This window comes from Ruegeria sp. YTSC199 (assembly GCF_059609725.1).
Genome location: NZ_JBXWMF010000006.1, coordinates 23781 through 45113, shown reverse-complemented (window position 1 = coordinate 45113; position 21333 = coordinate 23781). Strand labels below are relative to the sequence as shown.

Sequence of the window (21333 nt, the reverse complement as noted above, 5' to 3'; positions counted from 1 at the left end):
GTTCATCAGAAAAAGTGATACCATCAGATGCCCCTGAGGTTTCGCCAACTACAGGCATTCCACGCCATAATGGAGACCGGAACCGTGACCGGTGCGGCCTCGGTACTGGGCATCTCGCAACCGGGGATCAGCAACCTTCTGGCACAGCTTGAACGTGAGGCGCGGTTGCCGCTGTTTGAACGAAACAGGGGCCGCCTACTGCCAACGCCTGAGGCCGAGTTGCTCTATCACGAAGTCGACACAGTGGTGCGCGGGCTGGACCATGTAGCGCAGGCTGTGACGGACCTGCAGAACAAGCACCCGGGTCAGTTACAGGTCGCTGCCCCTCATTTGCTCTCGTTCGGATTCATGCCTCGAGAAATCGCGCGATTTGCCAAGAGTCGCCCCAATCTGGCGGTCAGCTTTCAGTCGCAATACTCGTCGAAGATTCAGGAATGGGTGATCTCGGGCCTTTTTGAGATCGGTATTGTCGAGATGCCGATCCTGCACGACACGCTGAACTATCAGGTATTTCAATTCGAAACGCTGGCAACCTTTCCCGAAGACAGCCCACTTGCAAAACACGACGTACTGACGCCGGAGGTTCTGGAAAACGAGCCCTTCATCGTCATGGGCCCCGAGCACCAGACCCACCGCAGAACCCGTGACATTTTTCATAGCGCCGGGTGCACATGGCGAACTCAGATTCACACGCATCTATCCGAGAATCTGCTAAGTTTCGTAAAGCAGGGTATGGGCGTCGCGATGATAGATCCGTTTACTGTCAACTTTGACGGAGAGAGCGGATATCAAACCCGCCCCTTCCGGCCCGCAGTAATGCTGGACCTTGCTATCATCACCGCCAAGGGTAGGCCCCTTTCGACCATCGCCCAGGAGTTTTTGGCTCAGCTAACTCCCTCCATCGCCTCTTACGCAACCCATTCCGAAACTGGCGCTGTTGCCTCGTGAAGTTGTTGCGAGTGGATATCCACCAGCGTGGGACCGTCATGTTCGACGGCTTGTTTCAGTACTTTGGGCAGGTCCTCGGGGTCTTTGACTGTCCATGATTTGACCCCAAAGGCGGACGCAACCGCTGCGTGGTCAGTGCGGTTGAAATCGACGTTATAGTACCGCTGGCCGAAACCGGAATCCTGCCCGGCCTTGATCCAACCAAAAACCGAATTCGAGAATACGATTGAGGTGATTGGCATCTTGTGCCGCACCATGGTTTCGAACTCGCCGCAGGTAAACCCGAACGACCCATCACCCATGACAGACAGTGTCTTGACGGACGGGCAACCCACATGCGCGCCCATCGCCGCACCCAGCGAATACCCCAACGCCCCATGCGCACGGTTGGTGATGAAGTGCCGCCCAGGTTTGGGCCAGCGATAATGCGCACTGAAATAAGGGCAAGGTGTTCCAGGGTCGGCGACAACAATCGCATCATCGTCGAGAATATCCATCAGTGAGGCCATGACAGCCTCAGGCCGGATCGGAGTCTCACGGCTTGCGGCAAGCGGAGCGAACGCGGCCATCTTGGCCTCCCACGCTGCGTGGGCCTTAACTGCTCCACCGAGGCTTGGCAGGTCCTGCCGCGCTTCTAGCGCTTCGGCCAGAGCCTCAAGGGCCAGACGAGCATCGGCGCAGATGGCCACTTCGGTCTGATAGTTCGCACCAATCACCATCGGGTCACTGTCGATGTGGATGATGGTGGTGTTACGACCCGGGCTCCTCCATCGTTCTGTAGTTACCGACCCGGCGCGGCATCCGATGAACAGGACCACGTCTGCCTGATCGATCACGGCGCGGGTCGCGGGAACACCTCCGTTCGACCCGACGACCCCCAAGGCAAGCGGGTCGGTCTCGGCGATGGAACCCTGCCCCGAAACCGTTGTGGCCACTGGCATGTCCAGCAAACCCGCGACGCGATGCAAAGCGCCTTCGGCCCCGGACAAGACCGGTCCACCGCCACAAACTGCCACGGCGGATTTTGCTTTTGCCAGTATCTCTGCCGCAGCTTCAATCGCATCCAGATCAGGTCCGGCCCGTTCTGCCGGGTAACTGCGGTGCCGCGCATCGGCCCAGATCTCGGCCTCGTCCACCTGGGCTTTTTGCGTATCAAACGGCAGCGCCAGATGGGTCGCACCGGGTGTACCGGTTGTCATCGCCCGGAACGCAGCCCGCACCATTGCCGGCAGCCGTGCCGCATCGTCCAGCGAGGCATTCCACTTGGCAAGAGGCCGGAACAACCCAGGTTGGTCCAGTTCGGTCAAAGGGTATTTCCCTCTGCTGGTCGTCGCCACATCCGAGGTGATCGCCAAAATCGGCACCGAACTTTCGTTGGCCTCGACCACCCCCGGCAGGATATAGGTCGCGCCGCCACCAGAAGGCCCTTCGCAAACGCCCGGTTTGCCGGTTACGCGCGCATAACCATCCGCCATATAGGCCGCGTGCCGTTCATCACGGGTCAGAATGTGCTGAATGCCATGATCCATCCGCGCCATCGCGTCATAGAAGGGCAGCGTGGTATCGCCGCACAAGCCAAACATATGCTTTACGCCATGTGCCTCGAGCATACGCACCATTGCCTCGGCCCCAGTCAAATAATTCGTCCCCGTCATGGCTCGTGATTCCTTTACGCAGTAATTGCACACAAAACTGTATACAGTTTTGTATATTGATTTCAAGAACCGACTGTGGCACCTGTGACTCGCAATTAATGAGGCTGAAAAAATGGCGGGTCCGCGCGTCGATGACATTTATGATCAGGTCAAGGCGATGGCGATCTCTTTCCGCCTGCGCCCCGGTGATCGTCTGAACGAAGTCGCTCTTTCCAAGGAGCTGGGTGTCAGTCGCACGCCCCTTCGTGAAGCATTGAACCGACTGGTGGCGGAACGGTTGTTTGACTTCCGCCCCCGCCAAGGGTTTTTCTGCCGCCCGCTGGATGCCCAGAGCGTTTTCGACCTGTTCGAACTGCGCCAGATCATCGAGGCGGCTGCGGTGCGCGCCGCCTGTACAAAGGCCTCGGACGAAGACCTCGGGGCACTACGGGAAGAGCTCTTTGCGACGGGGATCGACATCACCGGTCTGACTGTCGAGGAAGCCGTCAGCCGAGACGAGGCATTCCATCTGGGCATAGCAAAACTGTCCGGCAACGCGGAACTGCTGCAGACCCTGACCCGCATCAACGAACGCATCCGCTATATACGCTGGATATCGATGAGCATGGATCGGCTTCATCGCTCAAAAGACGAGCACAAACAGATCATGCAGGCCCTTTTGGACCGCAACGCAGACGAGGCGGTGCGTGTATTGGGCGCTCATATCACCAAGCGGATGGATCAAGTGCAGGACGCCGTGCGTCGCGGCATCTCCAGCATTTACATGGAAGGGTCCGAAGTCATTTCGACCCGCCTAATCGAAGAGGCGCAGGCATGATCGCACAGGGCGGAAAATCCATTTACGGTGCATCGGTCGGCATCCTCATGCTGGACGCAAGATTTCCCCGTATCCCCGGCGATATGGGCAATGCGCAGACATGGCCATTCCCAGTACTGTATCGCATTGTCCGTGATGCCTCACCCGACCGGGTCGTTCGCCATAAGGCCGAGGGCATGCTGGATGCGTTCATCGAAGCGGCCCAGGATCTGGTCAAGGATGGAGTGGACGGAATTGCCACCAATTGCGGGTTTCTTTCCCTGTTCCAAAAAGAACTGTCCGAGGCCGTACCGGTACCGGTCGTCACATCCTCGCTCATGCAAGTCGAAATGGTGAACCGCACGCTTCCAGCGGGCAAGCGTGCCGGGGTCCTGACCATCTCGGCATCCACGCTTACTCAGGATCACATGCAGGCTGCGTACGTACCACAAAACACCCCGATCGGCACCACCGAAGGTGGCCGCGAGTTTACTCGAGCCATTCTTGAAAACGAGGTGTCGCTTGATTTGGACAATGCCCGCTTAGACAATATCGAGGCAGCTCTCGCGCTGCAGGCAAACCACCCCGAGCTGGGTGCGATTGTTCTGGAATGCACAAATATGTGCCCCTACGCGGTGGATATTCAGCAGGCGACGAGACTGCCGGTCTTTTCCATGGTGACGCTTGTCAATTGGTTCCAGGCGGGGCTGACACCGCCAGCTTATTAACAGTTGGCCAATTATCCAGAGGCGCACCTACTTCTAAGGTCTTTGTTACCTTCTTTTCGATGGGTGCTGTCCGACAAGACCGAACCAGTCTCCGCTCGGCCAGTAAAGCCGCCCTATAGGCCGCGCCAAGTTCTCGCCACTCGGCTAGAGCGGCGGACCGTTTCGGCTTGAAGGTGTCTCGACTGGTAAGTGATCTTTCCTGATTGATGTCGTTGTAAACGGAAGAGTGCACTGCAGCGAATTTCTGCAAACTTCGCATGCGCCTGAAACACTGTATCGCGAGTTTTCTTCGTCGGAACGGCAGGTGCGCATTCTCAATGCGATTATTGAGCCACCTGCCCGTTTTCTGCTTCTCCATTGCACCCAGTTCTCTGAGCGCGGTCCGAAAAGATGCGAAGTGATCCGTGACCATTTCGTTCGCTGTGCCGTGTCGTTTCATCAATTTCCTGAGAAGTTTCAGTGCTGCAGCATTGTTTCGGCGTTTCGTGACAACTGCTTCCAGCACCTCACATTCGTGATCCACAGTCCGCCAAAGATAATGTCGCTTGCCATTCACCTTCACAAAGACCTCGTCGAAGTGCCACTTCCATTTCGAGTATGCTCGCAATTGCTGAACTCGCCTTCGTCGGATCTCTGACGCGAACATCGGAGCGAAGCGGTTCCACCAATATCGAACAATCTCATGGCTCACTTCGATCCCACGCTCGTGCAACAGATCTTCCACGTTTCAAAGCGACAATGGGAACCGAACGTACAGCATCACCACCAAACGGATTATCTCGGGACTGGTTTTGAATTACTTGAATGGCGATCGCTTATTCATGCGCCTAGGCTATGCAACTGCCCTGCCCCTCTCACGCAAAGTTAATCTGAAAGACCAACCCAAGTTCTTCTGACATGACCTTGCAAGAAGCCCGCTCCCCTCTCAGATCCAGATTTTAGTCTAACTTGACCCAGGCCGCATTTCTTGAAGAGCTTTGCACGCATGCAGCTACAAACTTAACACCATTAAGCCCGTCAAGGACCGTTGGATAGACAACCGAAGCGTCAGGTGGAATACCATCTCGGAAAGCTTGGATGGCCGCAGCTGCTTCTCCATAGATGTTCGCAAAACCCTCCAGATACCCTTCGGGATGACCGGGAGGAACTCGACTCAAACGACTAGCAGCATTACCAGCACCAGCTCCATTTCGGGTGATCAGACGCTTTGGTTCGTTGTAGGGCGTAAACCATAGGTAATTAGGATCTTCCTGAGACCACTCCAGCCCACCTTTTTCGCCATAGACACGCAAACGAAGAGCGTTTTCATTGCCGGGCGCCACCTGAGAAGACCACAGCATACCACGCGCTCCGCCTTCGAAGCGAAGCAAGACGTGGGCGTTGTCGTCGACCTTGCGCCCCTGCACAAACGCTTGCAAATCCGCGGCCAGGGTTTCCGCCTTCAGCCCGGTTACAAAGCAGGCGATGTTGTACGCGTGGGTTCCGATGTCACCGGTTGATCCACCTGCACCAGAGCGTTCAGGATCGGTTCGCCATTCAGCCTGTTTGAAATCCTGCTGTTCGGTCAGCCAGTCCTGCGGGTATTCAACCTGAACCACGCGGATCTTTCCGATATCTCCGTTGGCAACCATTTCACGCGCCTGCCGAACCATCGGATAGCCCGTGTAGTTGTGGGTCAAAATGAAAAGGGCATTTGCACTTTCCGCCGCCTTGACCAGCATTTTTGCGTCGGCAAGGGTCGAGGTGAGTGGCTTGTCACAAATTACGTGAATACCGCGCTTCAGGAACTCGCGTGCGGCTGCATAGTGAACGTGATTTGGCGTGACTATTGAGACCGCTTCGATCCCTGATTTCAGCCGGGCTTCCCTTATGGCCATTTGCTTGAAGTCTTCGTAAACCCGTTCGAGACCCAAAGCCTGCCCACTTTCAAGAGACTTCTCGGGCGTCGAAGACAAAGCGCCTGCAACCAACTCAAACTTGTCGTCCAATCGCGCCGCAATTCGATGAACGCCACCGATGAAGGCATCGTTTCCGCCACCAACCATGCCAAGACGAATGCGGCCCGAGGTTTCCTCACTGCGTCCTGTGACCATCACTCAATCCCCAGCATTTTTCGGTTTGCCGCTTCGTCTGCACCACCGTCAGCGAAATCATCAAAGGCTTTTTCGGTCACACGGATAATGTGATCGGACACATACTGAGCGCCCTCACGCGCTCCATCCTCTGGGTGTTTTAGGCAGCATTCCCATTCAACAACCGCCCAGCCATCAAAGTCATTCGCAGCCATTTTTGAGAAAACGGCCCCGAAATCCACTTGGCCATCGCCAAGCGATCGGAAGCGGCCGGCACGATCGACCCAGCTTTGATATCCAGAATAAACGCCCTGACGACCGGTTGGGTTAAACTCGGCATCCTTAACATGGAACATGCGTATTCGGTCCTTGTAGATATCGATGTTGTCCAGGTAGTCGAGGCATTGCAGGACGTAATGTGACGGGTCGTACAACATGCAAGCCCTCGGGTGATTGCCTGTCCGTTCGAGAAACATCTCGTAGGTCACACCGTCGTGGAGATCCTCTCCGGGGTGAATTTCATAGCAGACATCGACACCGCATTCATCCGCGTGATTTAGGATGGGCACCCAACGGCGAGCGAGCTCATCAAATGCCGTTTCAATCAAGCCGGCAGGGCGCTGAGGCCAAGGGTAAACATAGGGCCAGGCCAAGGCGCCAGAGAAGGTCGCATGCGCTGAAATACCCAGGTTTTTAGAAGCTGATAGCGCTTTTTTGACTTGATCCACTGCCCATTCTTGCCGGGCTTTTGGATTTCCCCTGACGCTTTCAGCTGCGAAACCATCAAACGCACTGTCATAGGCAGGGTGAACGGCCACAAGCTGGCCCTGAAGGTGCGTTGACAGCTCAGTGACTTCGACACCGTTCTCTCGGGCTTTGCCTTTAAAATCATCGCAATAACCCGTGCTGGAAGCAGCCCGTTCTAAGTCGAACAACCGGCCATCCCAACTGGGAACCTGAACGCCTTTGTATCCACAATCAGCCGCCCATTTGGTGATAGCGTCCCATGAATTGAACGGTGCTGCGTCCCCCGCAAATTGTGCTAGAAAAAGAGCCGGACCTTTGATCGTTTTCATAAATTTCCTCCCCAAAACCAATGCCTCTATGGCGGTAAGTTTTCCTTCAGATAGATGTCGATGCGGATACGTTCCTGCGCTTTATTGAATGGAACTTTGTCCGAAGTTGCGCGCAACAGACGGACGGCAGAACGAACAATATGCCCGGTGTCTTGCGAGATTAGAGCGTCAAATGTGCCTAGCTTCAGCGCCTCACGACTTAGCGGAGTAAGCTCATGAGCGATGATCACCAGATCTTTGCTAAACTTGTTCTCTGACAGAAATTGAATCAGACCAGCATTGCCCGCTGCTGACGAGTATATTCCGACCAGATCCGGGTAGGTTTCAAAGATTTCAGGCATCATCGTGTAGATCAGATCCGGGTCATCCCGGCCCTCGACAGACGCCACGACTTCGAGGTGCGGAAAATCCTCAGCCACAACAAGATCAAAACCCTGGCGCCGCTCCAGGTGATCACGTGCCAAACGAGAGCCAGTCAGGACCAAGACTTTACCTTCGAGATGTACAAATCGTCCCATCAGCTGAGCAGCTGTCCGTCCTGCCGAAACATTATCGATTCCTACAAAGTGATCCCTTTCAGAGCTTGGCAAGTCAGACACCAAGGCAACTACCGGAACGCCCTTGTCCCTGACCCTCTTTACAGCGTCGCGGACAGAAGGCGTTTCAGGTCCGAAAACGGCAACTCCATCAACGTCCAAGCTTTCGACAGTATCCAAAATGTTGACGATATCTTGTGGCTCAAACGGAGCGACCTTCTTTATCGAAATACGAGTCCGCTCAATAAACTGGTCACGCGATTGCTCTGCGATCTGACTGCTAATAGCCTCCACAAACTCGTTGTCCGTGTCCGGCAGAACAAAAAGGAAGTTGTAAACTCGGTTTCGCGCGAGGTTGGCCGCGGCCGTGTCGCGCACATACCCCAGCTCATCAATCGCCTTTTGTACTTTCTGAACGGTCACGGCCCGCACGCCGGGGCGTCTGTTCAAGACCCGGTCAACAGTCGCCAGGCTAACACCCGCTACACGCGCGATGTCATTGACAGTTGGCTTTTTCACCAATTCTAGTTTTTGTTTTTGGTCTTCCACGTGTTCTTCAGCCCTCAATCTCCCGCGCTAAGCCTTCAAACAACAAAGCAACAGCCTCAGCGCCGGGATCGTTATGTCCAACTAGGTTTTCTTCGGGAACATAGGCCGCTCGGCCCGCCTTCGCACGACGAATTTTAGCCGTGTTGTCCGCACCTTCGCGGGCAGCCTTTGCCGCATGGGTCATGCCAGACGGGAGTGCGGCAAGTGCAGGTGCTAGGGCGTCGATCATCGTCCTGTCACCGACCTTGGCACCTCCGACTTGGCTAACGCGATTCAGGCCTTCGACCAAAGACTTCGGTACCGAAGCCCCGCTCGCACAGGCATCTCCAGCTGCGTTGAAGAAGATTGCAAGTATCACGCCGGAAGAACCCCCCATTGTCTGGCTCAATTCATTGCCCAACGCTGGAAACAGTTGTGTCAAATCAGCAAGCGGCATTCGGTCAAGGCTCCCTTGTAACGCTCTTGCTGCAGTCGCCAATGTGCTCCCTGTGTCGCCATCCCCAGATTTCGCGTCCAACTCGTTCAGGTTCTTCTCAGCGTTGATGAGCAGTTCAGACAATCGAGAAATCGTTTCCCTTGTCGTGGGATTGTTCGAAGGAATTGGATCGATCGGAGTCAAGCCATCAGGCAAAGGCGCCACTTCTATTGGATCGATGGAATTGACGCCGGGCCAAGCCGCCAGATCAACACCAGCTTCAAGCGCCGATACATCGTCCTGATCTACAGGCAGTATGGATACGGAAAACCCGTGCATATCGAGCGACGTCATCATTGGTGCCGGACCAATGATACGGCGGGCGATCCCAGTCTCGCACAGGGCATGCGTGAGGACAGCCATTTCTAACGGTGTTGTGGAACCAAGGTTGTTGACCAACGCCACACAATCCCCAGAACCCACTCTTTGCTTTAGCTTCTCCACGACTGTGGACATGGCCGATACAGCATTCGAGAACTCCACCTGCTGTACTCCAGGTTCGCCATGGATGCCCAAACCGAGTTCCGCTTTGCCGGGCGCAATCCTGTCCTCTTTCGGAGAACCCGGAACGGTGCAGGTATCCAGGCTCATACCGATGCTGACTACCTTGGCGATGGTGTGTCGTGCTACATTGGCAACCGTGCCCAGGTCAGCACCACTTTCTGCAAGCGCGCCTGCGATTTTGTGCACGAACAAAGTTCCTGCCACGCCGCGTGGTTGCGGTAGGTCAGGCAGGGCGATGTCATCGTCGACAACGACCATCTCTACCTTGCGGCCCAATGCACGGGCGCGTTCAGCAGCCAGGCCGAAGTTCAACCGATCGCCGGTGTAGTTCTTGACGATAAGCAAGCACCCGGCCTCACCCGTGACCGCAAGAATGCCTGCCAGAACCGCTTCGACTGACGGGGACGCAAACACTTCCCCGCATACCGCTGCAGTCAGCATACCGGCGCCAACAAAACCTGCGTGTGCGGGTTCGTGACCAGACCCGCCGCCGGAAACCAAGGCGACTTTCGACTTGTCCCAATCCGACCTGTAAACAACCTTGATGTGTGGGTATCCGTCCAACCGGGTGAGTTGCCCTCCGGAGGACGCCAGAAGGCCGTCTATGGCCTCTGTCACCAAGGTTTCTTTTGTGTTGAGGAACTGGGCCATGCTTTTGCTCCTTAATTCACTCGCGTGCCTGACGCGTCAAAATACAACGGGTTGTGAGGGCGGATTTTTATTACTTTTCCAGAGGGATAGTCCTGATGGACATCAATCAAGGTCACAACCGGGTGACCGTTTAAGTCCAGGTGCAGCCGCGTTTGATCCCCCAAATGCTCGGCACGTACCACACGCGCTTCACGGCCTTCGCCTTCAACGATGTTTTCCGGGCGAAGACCAATCTGCGGGCCTTTGTGGTCCCCTCCGAATAACTCGGATGGCAGGATATTGATCCGTGGCAGACCCAACCGGCTGGCAACGTAAACACTGCCGGGGTTTTCATAGATATCCCGGGGAGTACCGTACTGAACCAACCGGCCGTTTTCCAAAACACCGATATGCGTCGCCATTGTCATGGCTTCGACCTGATCATGGGTCACGTATAGTAAGGTTGATCCCAGGTCGGCTTGAATTCTCTTCAGTTCCACCCGCAGGTCCGCCCGAAGCTTGGCGTCCAACGAACTGAGTGGTTCATCCATCAGGAATATCTGGGGGTCACGCACCAGCGCCCGTCCGATTGATACGCGCTGCATTTCACCGCCAGACAGTTCGGTTGCTTTGTTGTCCAGCTTGTGCGGGATCTGGAGGATTTCCGCGACTTCGGCAACCTTCCTCGTGATCTCATCCTCTGGTGTCTTCAGGATCGGCGACCGCAGAGGAAATGACAGGTTCTCTCGCACTGTCATATGGGGGTAAAGCGAGTATTGCTGGAAGACCATCGCCACATCACGTTGGGCTGGTGTTTCTATTCCAACGTCTCGCCCGGCAATTCGCACAGTTCCTGAATCCAGTTTGTCTAGTCCGGATATCATCCTCAGAGTTGTTGTTTTTCCTGCGCCAGTCGGACCCAACAACACCACAAAGGCACCGTTGGGGATCGTCATCGAGATACCGTCCACCGCTTTGACACTGCCGAATGACTTCGAGATATTCTCCAACACGACTTCAGCCATTGCCTAGTACCTCGTCGTTCAGAGCGGACCTCAACGCGCGTCCGGTAGATTTTTCAAACAGGGTTACCGTGGGTGAGCGGAACTCCAATCCCACGGTCTCGCCGGGGTTAACGACTTCGCGCGCGTTAATTCGGGCTTTCAGTTCTCCGTTCGGGCTTTGCAGTGTCACGATCTGGGTGGTCCCCAGGTACTCGGCTGCCAGGACCTTGGCCCGGTATCCGCTAGCATCCGATAGAAAAACATGCTCGGGGCGGACACCAAAAACCAAGTCACCTTCCGCCCCTTCCATCAGTTTGGGAACTGCTTCGTCATGGCCATTCAGTCGAACCTTTTCCGAGCCGGGCTCGACCTTTCCCAGAAACGGCAGGAAGTTCATTGAAGGAGACCCAATAAAGTCCGCAACGAACATCGTAGCTGGTTTGTCGTAAATTTCCTGAGGCGTACCGAATTGCTCGATCACAGCGTTGTTCATCACCACGATCTTGTCGCCCATTTGCATGGCTTCCAACTGGTCGTGTGTAACGTAAACAGTTGTCGCCCCCATGCGATCATGAAGCGCGCGCAGTTCTTCGGCCATGTGCTCACGAAATTCTGCATCCAGAGCACCAAGAGGTTCGTCCATCATGAAGGCCTTGGGCTCACGGACAATTGCGCGCCCCAGCGCCACGCGTTGCCTGTCGCCGCCTGACAGTCCACCTACAGGGCTATCAAGTATGTCGTTTATCCCCAGAATTCCCGCGACTTCCTCCACTTTGGCTTTTACATCAGCTCGCGGCATTCCCTGCGATATCAACGGATAGCTGATATTCTTGCGCACGTTCATATGCGGATACAGCGCAAACATCTGGAACACGAAGGCAATGTCTCGCTCTGAGGGTGGCCGTTGGCTGATTTCTTCGCCGTCGAGGTAGATTTCACCCGACGTAGGAAGTTCCAAGCCTGCGATCATCCGCAGAGTCGTCGTCTTTCCGCAACCGGATGGCCCGAGCAGCATGAAAAACTCGCCGTCCTCGATCGTGAACGAGCTTTCACGTACAGCCGTGAAATCGCCGAACATCTTTTTTACGTTTTTGACTACGATCTGGGCCATTTCTACTCCGGGAAATGGCTGACGATGATGAACATGACGGTTCCGATCAGCGTGACAATGAAGGAATAGGTGAAGGCCCAAAGGACAAAAGGCTGCATCAGCATAAAGACACCCAGCGCGATTAGGATGGTCGCGACCATTTCCCATGGGCCGCGGCGGAGCCGCATCAATCCGGTAAGAAATTCGCTCATTTGCGCACGGCTCCGAATGTGATCCCACGCAGCAAATGTTTGCGCATCAGGATGGTGAAAATCATGACCGGGATCAGGAAGATCGTTGCGCCAGCGGCTACGGCAGGCCAGTCCAGACCGCCGATCCCGATGATGGTTGGAATGAAGGGTGGTGCGGTCTGCGCATTCGCAGATGTCAGCAGCACTGCAAATGCGTACTCGTTCCATGCGAAGATAAGGCAAAAGATGGCTGTCGAGGCTATTCCGGTCGCGGCTTGCGGCAGCACCACTTTGTAGAAAGCCTGAAACCGTGTGTAGCCATCTATGAGTGCGGCCTCTTCATACTCTCTTGGGATTTCGTCGATGAAACCCTTCAGCAACCAAACCGCCAAGGAAATATTCACGCCCGTATACAGCAAGATCATCCCCAAATGCGTGTCGCTCAACCCAAGATTTCTGAACATCAGGAAAATCGGGATGGCGACGGCGACAGGAGGCATCATCCTTGTACTGAGGATGAAGAACAGAAGGTCGTCCTTGAGCGGAACCTTGAACCTACTGAAGGCATAGGCAGCCAGGGTGCCAAGAAAGATACTCAGGAACGTTGATCCAAACCCGATGATAACCGAGTTCATAAAGCGCTCACCGAACTTGGAAGGCCCGACAATCACCATGTCGTATTGGCGCACGATCTCATCGGCCCAATTCTGTGGTGGGTTTGCTTCCAGAAACTCCTGCGTTTGTCGCGTGCGTGTGGTGAAAAGGTTAACATAGCCTTCTAGCGTTGGGTCAAAGACCACCTTGGGTGGGTAGCTGATCGCATCGGCAGGCGATTTGAAGCCAGTCAGCAAAATCCACACCAGCGGGATCATCGTAATCAGGGCATAAGTGATGACCAGAAAACCAGCAATCCATTTGGACCGGTTCGAAGGTTCGGTGACGGAAAAACTGCTCATCTCTGTTTCACCTTGTTCAGGGCTTTGACGTAGATCGACGCAAGGCCGAACACGGTGACGAATAGGATGATCGCATAGGCCGAGGCATAGCCGGTGCGCCACTTCTCAAACGCCTCCCGTTTGAGATTGATCGAAGTGAGTTCCGTTACAGAACCCGGCCCTCCGCCGGTTAACTGAACCACTAGGTCGAACATCTTGAAGTTCTCGATCCCACGAAACAGCACCGCGAGCATCAGGAACGGCAGCACCATCGGGATGGTGATTGTGAAGAACTGCCGCAGCTTGCTGGCTCGGTCGATCTCGGCGGCTTCGTAGATATAATCGGGAATGCTGCGCAGCCCGGCCAGACAGATCAGCATTACGAAAGGTGTCCACATCCAGGTGTCGACGATCACGATCGCCCAAGGCGCCAAAGTCACCGACCCCAGCATTTCAAAGCTCGACGGGTCTTTGCCGGTGAACCATGAAACGATGTAATTGAACAAGCCGATTTGCGGTTGGTAGAGGAACTTCCAGAAGTTTCCGACGACTGCAGGAGACAGCATCATCGGCAGTACGATGATCGTCGTCCACAGGTCATTGCCCTTGAACTTTTTGTTGATCAGCCACGCTAGCGTGAACCCGATCAACACTTGGAAAAAGATTGTCCAGAACAGGAAATGCGCCGTCGCCTGCATGTTCAGCCAGGTGTCCGAGTCGGTCAGGATACGCTCGTAATTCCTGAAGCCAACTTCTTTGACTTCACGCCCGATCCGGTTGGCCTTGTAGTTGGTAAAGCTCAGTTGGATGGTCCAGATCAATGGAAAGATGTTGATTGCCAGCAGTAGAAATATCGTTGGGGAGATGAATATCCAAGCGATCGCGCGGTCGGATAACCCCCGGATTTTTCGCGCAACTCGCTGGGGCGTTGCCTGCGCAACGCGATCTACGGTCCTGTCAGACATCTCTTTGCCAGTTCTTGTTGGTTTCGAACTCACGGAAGGGAGAAGGTGGAGCGGGTTCGCGCCCGCTCCTGCCGGCGTCCGGGCTACAGCTTGCCTTCGTCTTCGAAGACTTCCGTCCAATCTTCGATCAGAAGATCAAGCGCTTCTTGAGCTGTGCCTTGGTCGGCAACCACGTAGTCGTGGATGCGTTTCTGCATCGCCAAGAGTAGCTCCGCGTAAGCGGGCTCCTGCCAGAAGTCCTGCACCCCACCCATTGCTTCCAGGAAGTCACCGGCAAACGGTTGGCTATCTACGAAGCCAGGATCTTCCAGCACTGAGTTATGTGCCGAGTAGCCGCCTAGCTCCCACCATTTGGCCTGAACTTCCGGCTGCGCGAACCACTTAATGTACTCAAGTGCGGCGTCCTGTTTGTCAGAGTAGCTGACAACAGAAATACCTTGTCCGCCCAGTGTCGAGCCTGCCTGATTTTGCGGTGGGTTCACGAAGAAGTCGATCTTGTCACCACCAGTATTGGGGTCGGCATAGAGACCTGGGAAGAACGCGAACCAGTTCATAGCCATGGCGACCTGACCGGACTTAAAGGCGTCCAAGCTCTCACCCATGTAGGAGTTGGTGTATCCTGGAGGTGTCGCCGTTTTGTAGAATTCTTTATAGAACTCCAGAGCCTCAACCGCTTCCGTTGAGTTTACGGCGCCTTCCATATCATAAGAACCCGGAGTGTTTTCGTATTTGAAGCCCCACGGATAAAGCGCCCCGGTCACACCCATGGTGATCCCTTCCGAGCCGCGCTCGGTAAAGATTGCTGCACCATAGACTGTCTTGCCGTCGATCTCACGGCCCTGGAAAAACTGAGCGATCTGCAATAGTTCTTTCTGAGATTGAGGTTCGCGCAAATCTTGTCCAGTCGCCTCTTTGTATGCGGCTTGGATTTCAGGGTTTTCGAACCAGTCCTTACGATAGAACCAACCATTCGCGTCGCCCATCGCAGGCAGCGCGTAGTAATTTGGTGTGCCCTTGGGCCAGGTCGAATAGGCGTAAACTGTGGCAGGTGCGAAATCATCCATGCTGATGCCTTCAGCATCGAAGAAGTCGTTCAGTTGGACATAATGACCGTTTTCAGCCCCACCGCCGATCCATTGGCTGTCACCAATCAGCAGGTCGCAGAGCTTACCACCGGAGTTCAGTTCGTTCAGCATCCTGTCCGCAAAATTTGGCCAAGGAACAAATTCGAAATTCATCGTGTGGCCGGATTCAGCTTCGAATTCCTTTGATAGCTCGACAAGCGCGTTGGCCGGGTCCCATGCAGCCCAACATAGCGTCAGATCTTCAGCATTTGCCTTGGTAGAAAGAGTAGTAGCGGCAAGGACTATTGCGCTGGCCGAGGCCAGTTTTGTGTAAGTCATCCATTCCTCCCTTTTTTGCGCCGTCAATCGAGGATGTGCGAATCGCGGCATACATCCAAGGCTATTTGAGGTACGCACCTCAAGTCCAGAAATTTTTGAGGTCCGTACCTCAAGCGACCAGAGAAGGTCGCTAATTATGCTTCTGAGTTGTTGATTTTTAGCGAAATTGTTTATTGGCTTTGATGCGCATGTATTTTCAGCAGCGAGGCATTAAATGGCCATATCGACTAATATTGGCGCAGCCCACAATCGCTGCCATCATGTGGCCAACAAGTTTAGGAACCCGTTTCAGACGCGCTCACAGATTATTTGGTCGATACCTTTGAGAATTGGAGTTAGCGTCAAACAGCACGGACCACGTTGGATCGCGCGTTACTCGTTTGGTCAGGTACAGACATATGAACAACCTCTCTATCGTCCGAATAAACCGCTACCCAATTAAAGGCTTGAGTTCCGAGCCTTTGCAAACCGTGACGCTGCAAGCAGGAGAGGGCCTTCCAGGTGATCGCTTGTTCGGATTTGCTCGATACAACTCCGGTTTCGACGTGCAGGACCCTCAGCCACTGCCGAAAGATCGTTTTGTCGTTTTGTTGAATGAGGCTGCATTGGCAGGCATTCAGACTAGTTTTGATGTTAGGACCCAAGATCTTGAGATCAAAGCGAACGACAAGACACAGCGCTTCAATATGCGAATACCTGAAGATCGGATGAATGCGGTAAGTTTCCTTGCCTCAGAGATAGACTTAAAAGATCCCGAACCGCCAAAGTTCGTCTCGTCTTCTCCTCATCGGTTTACAGATGTGTCTGTGGTATCGCCGAAAATGATGAACGCGATATCCGTTTTGAACCTGGCCTCTGTGGAAAAGTTGGGTGAACAACTGAACGCAGAAATCCACCCAGCGCGCTTCCGAGCGAATATCGAGATCGACGGTTTACCTTCGTTTTCTGAGCTGGATGCAGTTGGATCAGTCCTAAGATTTGGCGATGTCGAGTTAAAGATACTCTCACGCACGAAAAGGTGTGCGGCCACTGAAGTGAACCCGGAAACGGCCGAGCGGGACTTGAAGATACCCTACCTTATTCGGAAGTTGATGGGCCATATGGATATGGGCGTCTATGTCGAGGTGGTTAATGGTGGAACGCTAACAATCGGTCAAACTGGGGAAGTACTCGCTTGAACGTTGCCCCCGCCAAAGTGGTTTTTCTAGGAGCCTTGGGCCACGTTCCTTGAAGTGAATAAAGTCTACTCTTATGCTAGTTTTTTCCAGGTCGCAGCCGAAACTGGAAGGAACCACCGGAGTTCACAAACCAACAGGTGACGTTATCTGGCGAGTTCAACAGCGGTCGCTTTGGGCTCATTGCAGACATCGGCCGCCTTGCGGGACAATCCCGACGTTGAGTACTTTGCGCTCAATCAGGAAAGAAGCGGGACACTCAGGCAAACGAGATGAACGGTTGTGACAGATTGGAAAGTTGCTTTTCGCAGCCAAACCTTCGTATGTTGTTGGCAAAGATCGAGGGCATATCCGCTTTCGAAGCCGAACGCAATCGGCACCATACGACAGCTCTACACCGTTGAGGAAACATAAAAAAAGAGGTTGGACCGATGATCGGTCGAATAACCCTCAAGAGGATCTTAATCTCGCTATCAATCGGAGCAACTGGTCCCGTCGTCGCCGAGGCGCCAGATGCAAGGGCCGCTATTTCGTCCGGATCGGTTGATATCGTCGCAATTTTCAATGCGACCTGTGCTTCTGGATGGACGTCTGCTGCAAGCTTACGGGAGAGCTTTGAATCTCAAGGCTTCACCACTGATTGGCAGAATGACACATACGGTTACTTTACCCGCATCGGCTTTATGGCGAACTATCACATCTATCCAGGCAGCTGGAACTGCATCGTGTCCGCGGAGAGAGCTGTGCCCCCCGATCTGTGTGAGAAATTATCATCAGATGGTATTGAAGTGAGTGCACGGCTGCCCGATGGAACCTGTGTCGCCAATATACCAGAGCATGGCCTGACCGTGTTGGTTCGAAATATCTGTCCGGATTCGTCGCCAGGAGCTTGCACTTGGATGCAAGCTACACTGACTTCGGATCGGGAATGCCGCGTCGATGAGAATGTTGATTTGGCCTCTTTCACCCAAGGTTTACTGAACACGAATTAGTTGGCATTGACCGGTCATCAGGTCGATGGAGGAAAACTTCCCTAGAGACTTTTGTCTGAATGCATGCACTGCAGCACAGAGAGATCGGTTAAAGTATTTGAAAGAAGCAGGTTTGGTCATTCGCAAACGCTACAGCGACCGCCCTGCCCCGCTCAAGAAAAGTTAATCTGACAAGACCTTCTAAGCTGTTCTGGTTTCACGTCTTTATCCAGACTCCTTGGGGTGCGGATAGAGAAAGTTAGCTTTGCAAGAACTTGTTCATAACAGCTCCAACTCATCTGCAACTTAGGCGACCTACACTTTAGGTTGGTCAACCATAGTTTCCAGCCAATAGAACTAGCGACAAAAACAACGGTTTTGCCTCACGCTTCATCAACGTACGCGATAAGGGCAGCTTCGCAACCATTCTGCCAAACCATATCGAGCCACTTAGAAAACGAACTGGAAAATGGTTTGGCATCCTTTAAGTCGCCGTAAATTCGACTTTGTTCGAGCCAGACCGACGGGTTTGACTTAGCGGCAAGGGCGGCCTCACTCAGTTTATCCCAAATCGGATCGTTCGCCTCGATCACACTCCCATCTTCGCGCGTACCTGCGCACATGCGTGCCCACAGTGCTTCGACCAGAGCCAGGCCAGTAACGGAACGCCCTGCTTTCAACTGGTCTTGCAAGACCGGCAAAACAAAACCTGTGTGACGCGCCGAACCGTCGAAAGCCACTCGTCGGGTGGTGTCCACAATCCGTGGATTTGAGAACCTGCTTTCAACGAGGCTTACATACTCTTCCGGGCTTTTCCCTGAAACCGATGAAACTGTCGGCGCGATCTCTGTTCTTTGAACTTTACCAAAGAATTGCGAAATTGCCGGGTGCCTCATACATTCGGAAATCGTTTGTAGCCCTAAGACCTCACCAACATTGGCGAGAACTTGATGCCCGGCATTGAGGATGCGGATTTTCACAGTTTCGAACGCGTGAACGTCATCAGTGAAGATTGCGCCAACCTCGTTCCAATCCGGACGCCCTGCACAGAAATTATCTTCAATCACCCATTGGCGATAGGCTTCGTGCGTAACGACGGCAGCATCATTGATGCCAAAGTATACGGCAAGCGCAAGTTCGCTTGGTCCGGTGGAAGGAGCGATACAATCCACCATCGAATTCGGAAAGGTCGCATTGGCTTCGATCCAATCGGCGAGAACAGGGTCGGACATGCGAGCCATCGAAATAACGGTTTGCCGAAGGACGTCACCGTTGCTCTGCAGATTGTCGCAGCTCAGCCCGGTGAAGGGCGCATGCCCTGCATCGCGTCGCAGGCGAAGTGCGGCCACGATGGCACCAAATACGGTGCGCGGCTTTAAAGGGTTAATTGCGTCGTGTTGGACGTCGGGGTGGTTGGCGTCAAACCCCTTGGTGACCGGGTCAATGTAGTACCCGCTTTCTGTTACGGTCATAGAAACGATGCGAATGGCCGGATCCGACATCGTGTGAATGAGCTCTCTATTGTCATCTTCAATAGGCAAATAGTCGATCATTGACCCTATGACCTCCGCAGAGATTTTATCCGGGTCGAGTTCAATCAGGGTCGTGAGGCAATCCTGGTTGAGAAGTTTCTCTCGCATTACCGCATCATAAGGGCGTACGCCCGCTCCTATGATAGCCCAATCCTTGGCTTTGCCCTGTTGCATCAAACGGTGCAGATACCAAGCCTGATGCGCGCGGTGGAAATTGCCGACGCCTACGTGCAGGATGCCGGGTTTCAGCGCAGCTCGATCATATCTTGGGCATTCGACAGTCAGTTGATCGAGTGTCGCATTCGAAAGGGAGATCAGCTCATCCATTGCCCACCATCCACGTTGTAAGTTTGTGCGACGATGTAGTTCGCCGCATCGCTGGCCAGAAAAACAGCCATGCCGGTCAAATCGTCCGGGGTGCCCATGCGCCCATAGGGTACGGCGGCATCAACTTCTTTTTTCTTTTGTCCGGGTGCCTTGTTTTCATATTCGGCAAAGAACGCGTCTACGCCGTCCCAGTGCTCGCCATCGACGACACCCGGAGAAATGGCATTCACGTTTATGCCGTGACGGATCAGGTTCAGCCCCGCAGATTGAGTCAGGCTGATGACCGCTGCCTTTGTTGCGCAATAGACCGCAACCAGCGGCTCGCCGCGCCTTCCGGCTTGGCTTGCCATGTTGATGATCTTGCCACCTTTTCCACTCTCGATCATGCACCGGGCTACGGCCTGCATCGTAAAGAGTGTACCCGCAACATTGATGTCAAAGACGCGCCGGTAGTCATCGCGTTCGATTTCAACAATCGGGGCGGCCGTGAAAAGTGCGGCATTATTAACAAGAATATCGATATGACCGAACTCCGCCAATGTCTTTGACACGGCATTGTCGATGCTGACCTGATCGGTCACATCCAAAGCAACTGCGATTGCATTTTCGCCAAGTACTGCAGCGCTTTGGCGGGCACCATCGATGTTGATGTCAGCGATGGCAACCCGAGCGCCTTCATTGACGTATGCCTCCGCAAAGGCCCGCCCGATTCCTCGGGCGGCGCCTGTTATCAGGGCTGTTTTTTCAGCCAATTGCATTATTCGACCCTCAGACCTTGAGCGTCGAACTTGTGCAGTTTGTCCATTTGCGGAGTCAGATAGATTGTGTCGCCGTGCTTGGCCTGGATATCACCGGTAATCCGCACGGTGACCATGTCAGCGAGACCCGTATCATGCACGTGTATGAAAGTGTCCGAACCCAGATGCTCTGCTACTCCAACGACGCCTTTCCACACCCCTTCAGTCGTGCTGACATCCGTGTGCTCGGGGCGAATGCCAATTGTGGCCGCTCCGTTCTTCTCGGCCTCAGCGCCTTTGATCAGGTTCATTTTCGGAGATCCGATGAAGCCTGCGACAAATTCGTTGCGTGGGGTGTGATAAAGCTCTAGCGGCGAACCCACCTGCTCGATCACGCCGGCACGCAAAACAACGATCTTGTCTGCCATGGTCATGGCTTCGACCTGATCGTGGGTGACGTAGATCATTGTCGTCTTAAGCCGCTCGTGTAGTTCACTGATTTCAAGCCGCATTCCAACGCGTAGGGCCGCGTCGAGGTTGGACAGAGGTTCGTCAAAAAGGAAGGCGGCTGGCTCCCGTACAATGGCTCGGCCGATTGCCACGCGTTGCCGCTGACCACCCGACAACTGCCCCGGACGCCGATCCAGATAGTCGGTGAGGTTCAACGCCTTTGCAGCTCCTTCAATCCGGCGGTTTTGCTCGTCCTCATCGATCCCCGCCATTTTCATCGGGAACGCAATGTTTTTGCGCACCGACATGTGTGGGTACAGGGCGTAAGACTGAAAGACCATTGCCAAGCCGCGCTTGGCGGGGGGCACGTCAGTCGCATCAGAGCCATCGATTTCGATGTGACCTGTTGTGATGTCTTCGAGTCCCGCGATCAGGCGCAACAATGTGGATTTACCGCAGCCCGAAGGCCCGACAAAAACTGTGAACTCGCCGTCTCCAATCGTGAGGTCCAGAGGCGGAATGACTTGAACGTCTCCGAAGCTTTTGGTCACTTGGTTGAGTTTGATTTGTCCCATTGGTCAAGT

Annotated in this window: 19 protein-coding genes and 1 pseudogene; 5 read left to right on the top strand and 15 right to left on the bottom strand. The window is 54.2% G+C overall.

Translation table 11 applies throughout. The annotated features are described in order from the left end of the window. Positions 1-27: 27 nt before the first annotated feature. Positions 28-948, top strand: a complete 921-nt coding sequence (locus AC2FEE_RS07320) for a LysR family transcriptional regulator (protein ID WP_496864088.1) — start codon at positions 28-30, stop codon at positions 946-948. Here the strand turns inward: AC2FEE_RS07320 and AC2FEE_RS07315 are convergent. Further along, positions 909-2603: a thiamine pyrophosphate-binding protein gene (locus tag AC2FEE_RS07315; protein ID WP_496864087.1), complete on the bottom strand. Its 1695-nt coding sequence runs from the start codon at positions 2601-2603 to the stop codon at positions 909-911. The genes AC2FEE_RS07320 and AC2FEE_RS07315 overlap by 40 nt on opposite strands. 112 nt (positions 2604-2715) lie before the next feature. On the opposite strand from AC2FEE_RS07315, the gene AC2FEE_RS07310 reads away from it, so the two are divergent. Beyond that, a complete protein-coding gene (locus AC2FEE_RS07310; protein WP_496864085.1) occupies positions 2716-3420 on the top strand; it encodes a GntR family transcriptional regulator in 705 nt (234 codons plus the stop codon). After that, positions 3417-4127 (top strand): aspartate/glutamate racemase family protein, encoded by a 711-nt coding sequence (locus tag AC2FEE_RS07305; protein ID WP_496864083.1) that lies wholly within the window; start codon positions 3417-3419, stop codon positions 4125-4127. The genes AC2FEE_RS07310 and AC2FEE_RS07305 overlap by 4 nt, the downstream gene beginning before the upstream one ends. A 118-nt stretch (positions 4128-4245) precedes the next feature. Here AC2FEE_RS07305 and AC2FEE_RS07300 read toward each other — a convergent pair. The 11 genes and pseudogenes from AC2FEE_RS07300 to AC2FEE_RS07250 all read right to left on the bottom strand — a co-directional run. After that, a pseudogene (locus tag AC2FEE_RS07300) lies at positions 4246-4887 on the bottom strand (IS6 family transposase); the annotation flags it as partial. A gap of 178 nt (positions 4888-5065) precedes the next feature. Further along, complete coding sequence (locus AC2FEE_RS07295; RefSeq protein ID WP_496864080.1) at positions 5066-6220, bottom strand: Gfo/Idh/MocA family protein; 1155 nt, start codon at positions 6218-6220, stop codon at positions 5066-5068. Beyond that, positions 6220-7275, bottom strand: coding sequence for a sugar phosphate isomerase/epimerase family protein (locus AC2FEE_RS07290; protein WP_496864079.1), 1056 nt, complete (start codon positions 7273-7275; stop codon positions 6220-6222). The genes AC2FEE_RS07295 and AC2FEE_RS07290 overlap by 1 nt, the downstream gene beginning before the upstream one ends. A gap of 26 nt (positions 7276-7301) precedes the next feature. Further along, the gene (locus AC2FEE_RS07285) at positions 7302-8360 is read right to left on the bottom strand and encodes a LacI family DNA-binding transcriptional regulator (protein WP_496864078.1); all 1059 of its coding nucleotides are present in this window, start codon (positions 8358-8360) and stop codon (positions 7302-7304) included. Between the two features lie 7 nt (positions 8361-8367). Next, positions 8368-9990, bottom strand: a complete 1623-nt coding sequence (locus AC2FEE_RS07280) for a dihydroxyacetone kinase subunit DhaK (RefSeq protein ID WP_496864076.1) — start codon at positions 9988-9990, stop codon at positions 8368-8370. A gap of 11 nt (positions 9991-10001) precedes the next feature. Then, on the bottom strand, positions 10002-10994 hold the full coding sequence (locus AC2FEE_RS07275; protein WP_496864075.1) for an ABC transporter ATP-binding protein: 993 nt from the start codon (positions 10992-10994) through the stop codon (positions 10002-10004). Further along, on the bottom strand, positions 10987-12084 hold the full coding sequence (locus AC2FEE_RS07270; protein ID WP_496864073.1) for an ABC transporter ATP-binding protein: 1098 nt from the start codon (positions 12082-12084) through the stop codon (positions 10987-10989). Before AC2FEE_RS07270 ends, AC2FEE_RS07275 begins: the two co-directional genes overlap by 8 nt. A 2-nt stretch (positions 12085-12086) precedes the next feature. After that, positions 12087-12275 carry a hypothetical protein gene (locus AC2FEE_RS07265; protein WP_058274732.1) on the bottom strand — a complete coding sequence of 63 codons (189 nt, stop codon included), beginning with the start codon at positions 12273-12275 and terminating at the stop codon, positions 12087-12089. Then, positions 12272-13210, bottom strand: a complete 939-nt coding sequence (locus AC2FEE_RS07260; RefSeq protein WP_010442361.1) for a carbohydrate ABC transporter permease — start codon at positions 13208-13210, stop codon at positions 12272-12274. The genes AC2FEE_RS07265 and AC2FEE_RS07260 overlap by 4 nt, the downstream gene beginning before the upstream one ends. Then, positions 13207-14154 (bottom strand): carbohydrate ABC transporter permease, encoded by a 948-nt coding sequence (locus tag AC2FEE_RS07255; protein WP_496864072.1) that lies wholly within the window; start codon positions 14152-14154, stop codon positions 13207-13209. The genes AC2FEE_RS07260 and AC2FEE_RS07255 overlap by 4 nt, the downstream gene beginning before the upstream one ends. Before the next feature lie 83 nt (positions 14155-14237). Beyond that, positions 14238-15557: an ABC transporter substrate-binding protein gene (locus AC2FEE_RS07250; protein WP_496864070.1), complete on the bottom strand. Its 1320-nt coding sequence runs from the start codon at positions 15555-15557 to the stop codon at positions 14238-14240. 398 nt (positions 15558-15955) lie between these two features. On the opposite strand from AC2FEE_RS07250, the gene AC2FEE_RS07245 reads away from it, so the two are divergent. Then, the gene (locus tag AC2FEE_RS07245; RefSeq protein WP_496864068.1) at positions 15956-16735 is read left to right on the top strand and encodes an MOSC domain-containing protein; all 780 of its coding nucleotides are present in this window, start codon (positions 15956-15958) and stop codon (positions 16733-16735) included. Between the two features lie 428 nt (positions 16736-17163). Next, positions 17164-17724, top strand: coding sequence for a hypothetical protein (locus tag AC2FEE_RS07240; RefSeq protein ID WP_496864067.1), 561 nt, complete (start codon positions 17164-17166; stop codon positions 17722-17724). A 362-nt stretch (positions 17725-18086) separates the two neighbouring features. On the opposite strand, the gene AC2FEE_RS07235 is transcribed toward AC2FEE_RS07240, so the two are convergent. The 3 genes from AC2FEE_RS07235 to AC2FEE_RS07225 are packed head-to-tail and all read right to left on the bottom strand — an operon-like array spanning position 18087 to position 21324. After that, on the bottom strand, positions 18087-19562 hold the full coding sequence (locus tag AC2FEE_RS07235; RefSeq protein ID WP_496864066.1) for a mannitol dehydrogenase family protein: 1476 nt from the start codon (positions 19560-19562) through the stop codon (positions 18087-18089). Further along, complete coding sequence (locus AC2FEE_RS07230) at positions 19550-20320, bottom strand: L-iditol 2-dehydrogenase (protein WP_496864065.1); 771 nt, start codon at positions 20318-20320, stop codon at positions 19550-19552. Before AC2FEE_RS07230 ends, AC2FEE_RS07235 begins: the two co-directional genes overlap by 13 nt. After that, entirely contained in the window at positions 20320-21324 is a 1005-nt protein-coding gene (locus tag AC2FEE_RS07225; protein WP_496864063.1) for an ABC transporter ATP-binding protein, read from the bottom strand. The genes AC2FEE_RS07230 and AC2FEE_RS07225 overlap by 1 nt, the downstream gene beginning before the upstream one ends. Positions 21325-21333 lie beyond the last annotated feature (9 nt).

Coding starts and splice junctions, on each gene's coding strand:
- AC2FEE_RS07320 (WP_496864088.1), top strand. CDS start 28: ATGCCCCTGAGGTTTCGCCAACTACAGGCATTCCACGCCATAATGGAG.
- AC2FEE_RS07315 (WP_496864087.1), bottom strand. CDS start 2,603: ATGACGGGGACGAATTATTTGACTGGGGCCGAGGCAATGGTGCGTATG.
- AC2FEE_RS07310 (WP_496864085.1), top strand. CDS start 2,716: ATGGCGGGTCCGCGCGTCGATGACATTTATGATCAGGTCAAGGCGATG.
- AC2FEE_RS07305 (WP_496864083.1), top strand. CDS start 3,417: ATGATCGCACAGGGCGGAAAATCCATTTACGGTGCATCGGTCGGCATC.
- AC2FEE_RS07295 (WP_496864080.1), bottom strand. CDS start 6,220: ATGGTCACAGGACGCAGTGAGGAAACCTCGGGCCGCATTCGTCTTGGC.
- AC2FEE_RS07290 (WP_496864079.1), bottom strand. CDS start 7,275: ATGAAAACGATCAAAGGTCCGGCTCTTTTTCTAGCACAATTTGCGGGG.
- AC2FEE_RS07280 (WP_496864076.1), bottom strand. CDS start 9,990: ATGGCCCAGTTCCTCAACACAAAAGAAACCTTGGTGACAGAGGCCATA.
- AC2FEE_RS07275 (WP_496864075.1), bottom strand. CDS start 10,994: ATGGCTGAAGTCGTGTTGGAGAATATCTCGAAGTCATTCGGCAGTGTC.
- AC2FEE_RS07270 (WP_496864073.1), bottom strand. CDS start 12,084: ATGGCCCAGATCGTAGTCAAAAACGTAAAAAAGATGTTCGGCGATTTC.
- AC2FEE_RS07265 (WP_058274732.1), bottom strand. CDS start 12,275: ATGAGCGAATTTCTTACCGGATTGATGCGGCTCCGCCGCGGCCCATGG.
- AC2FEE_RS07260 (WP_010442361.1), bottom strand. CDS start 13,210: ATGAGCAGTTTTTCCGTCACCGAACCTTCGAACCGGTCCAAATGGATT.
- AC2FEE_RS07255 (WP_496864072.1), bottom strand. CDS start 14,154: ATGTCTGACAGGACCGTAGATCGCGTTGCGCAGGCAACGCCCCAGCGA.
- AC2FEE_RS07250 (WP_496864070.1), bottom strand. CDS start 15,557: ATGACTTACACAAAACTGGCCTCGGCCAGCGCAATAGTCCTTGCCGCT.
- AC2FEE_RS07245 (WP_496864068.1), top strand. CDS start 15,956: ATGAACAACCTCTCTATCGTCCGAATAAACCGCTACCCAATTAAAGGC.
- AC2FEE_RS07240 (WP_496864067.1), top strand. CDS start 17,164: ATGATCGGTCGAATAACCCTCAAGAGGATCTTAATCTCGCTATCAATC.
- AC2FEE_RS07235 (WP_496864066.1), bottom strand. CDS start 19,562: ATGGATGAGCTGATCTCCCTTTCGAATGCGACACTCGATCAACTGACT.
- AC2FEE_RS07230 (WP_496864065.1), bottom strand. CDS start 20,320: ATGCAATTGGCTGAAAAAACAGCCCTGATAACAGGCGCCGCCCGAGGA.
- AC2FEE_RS07225 (WP_496864063.1), bottom strand. CDS start 21,324: ATGGGACAAATCAAACTCAACCAAGTGACCAAAAGCTTCGGAGACGTT.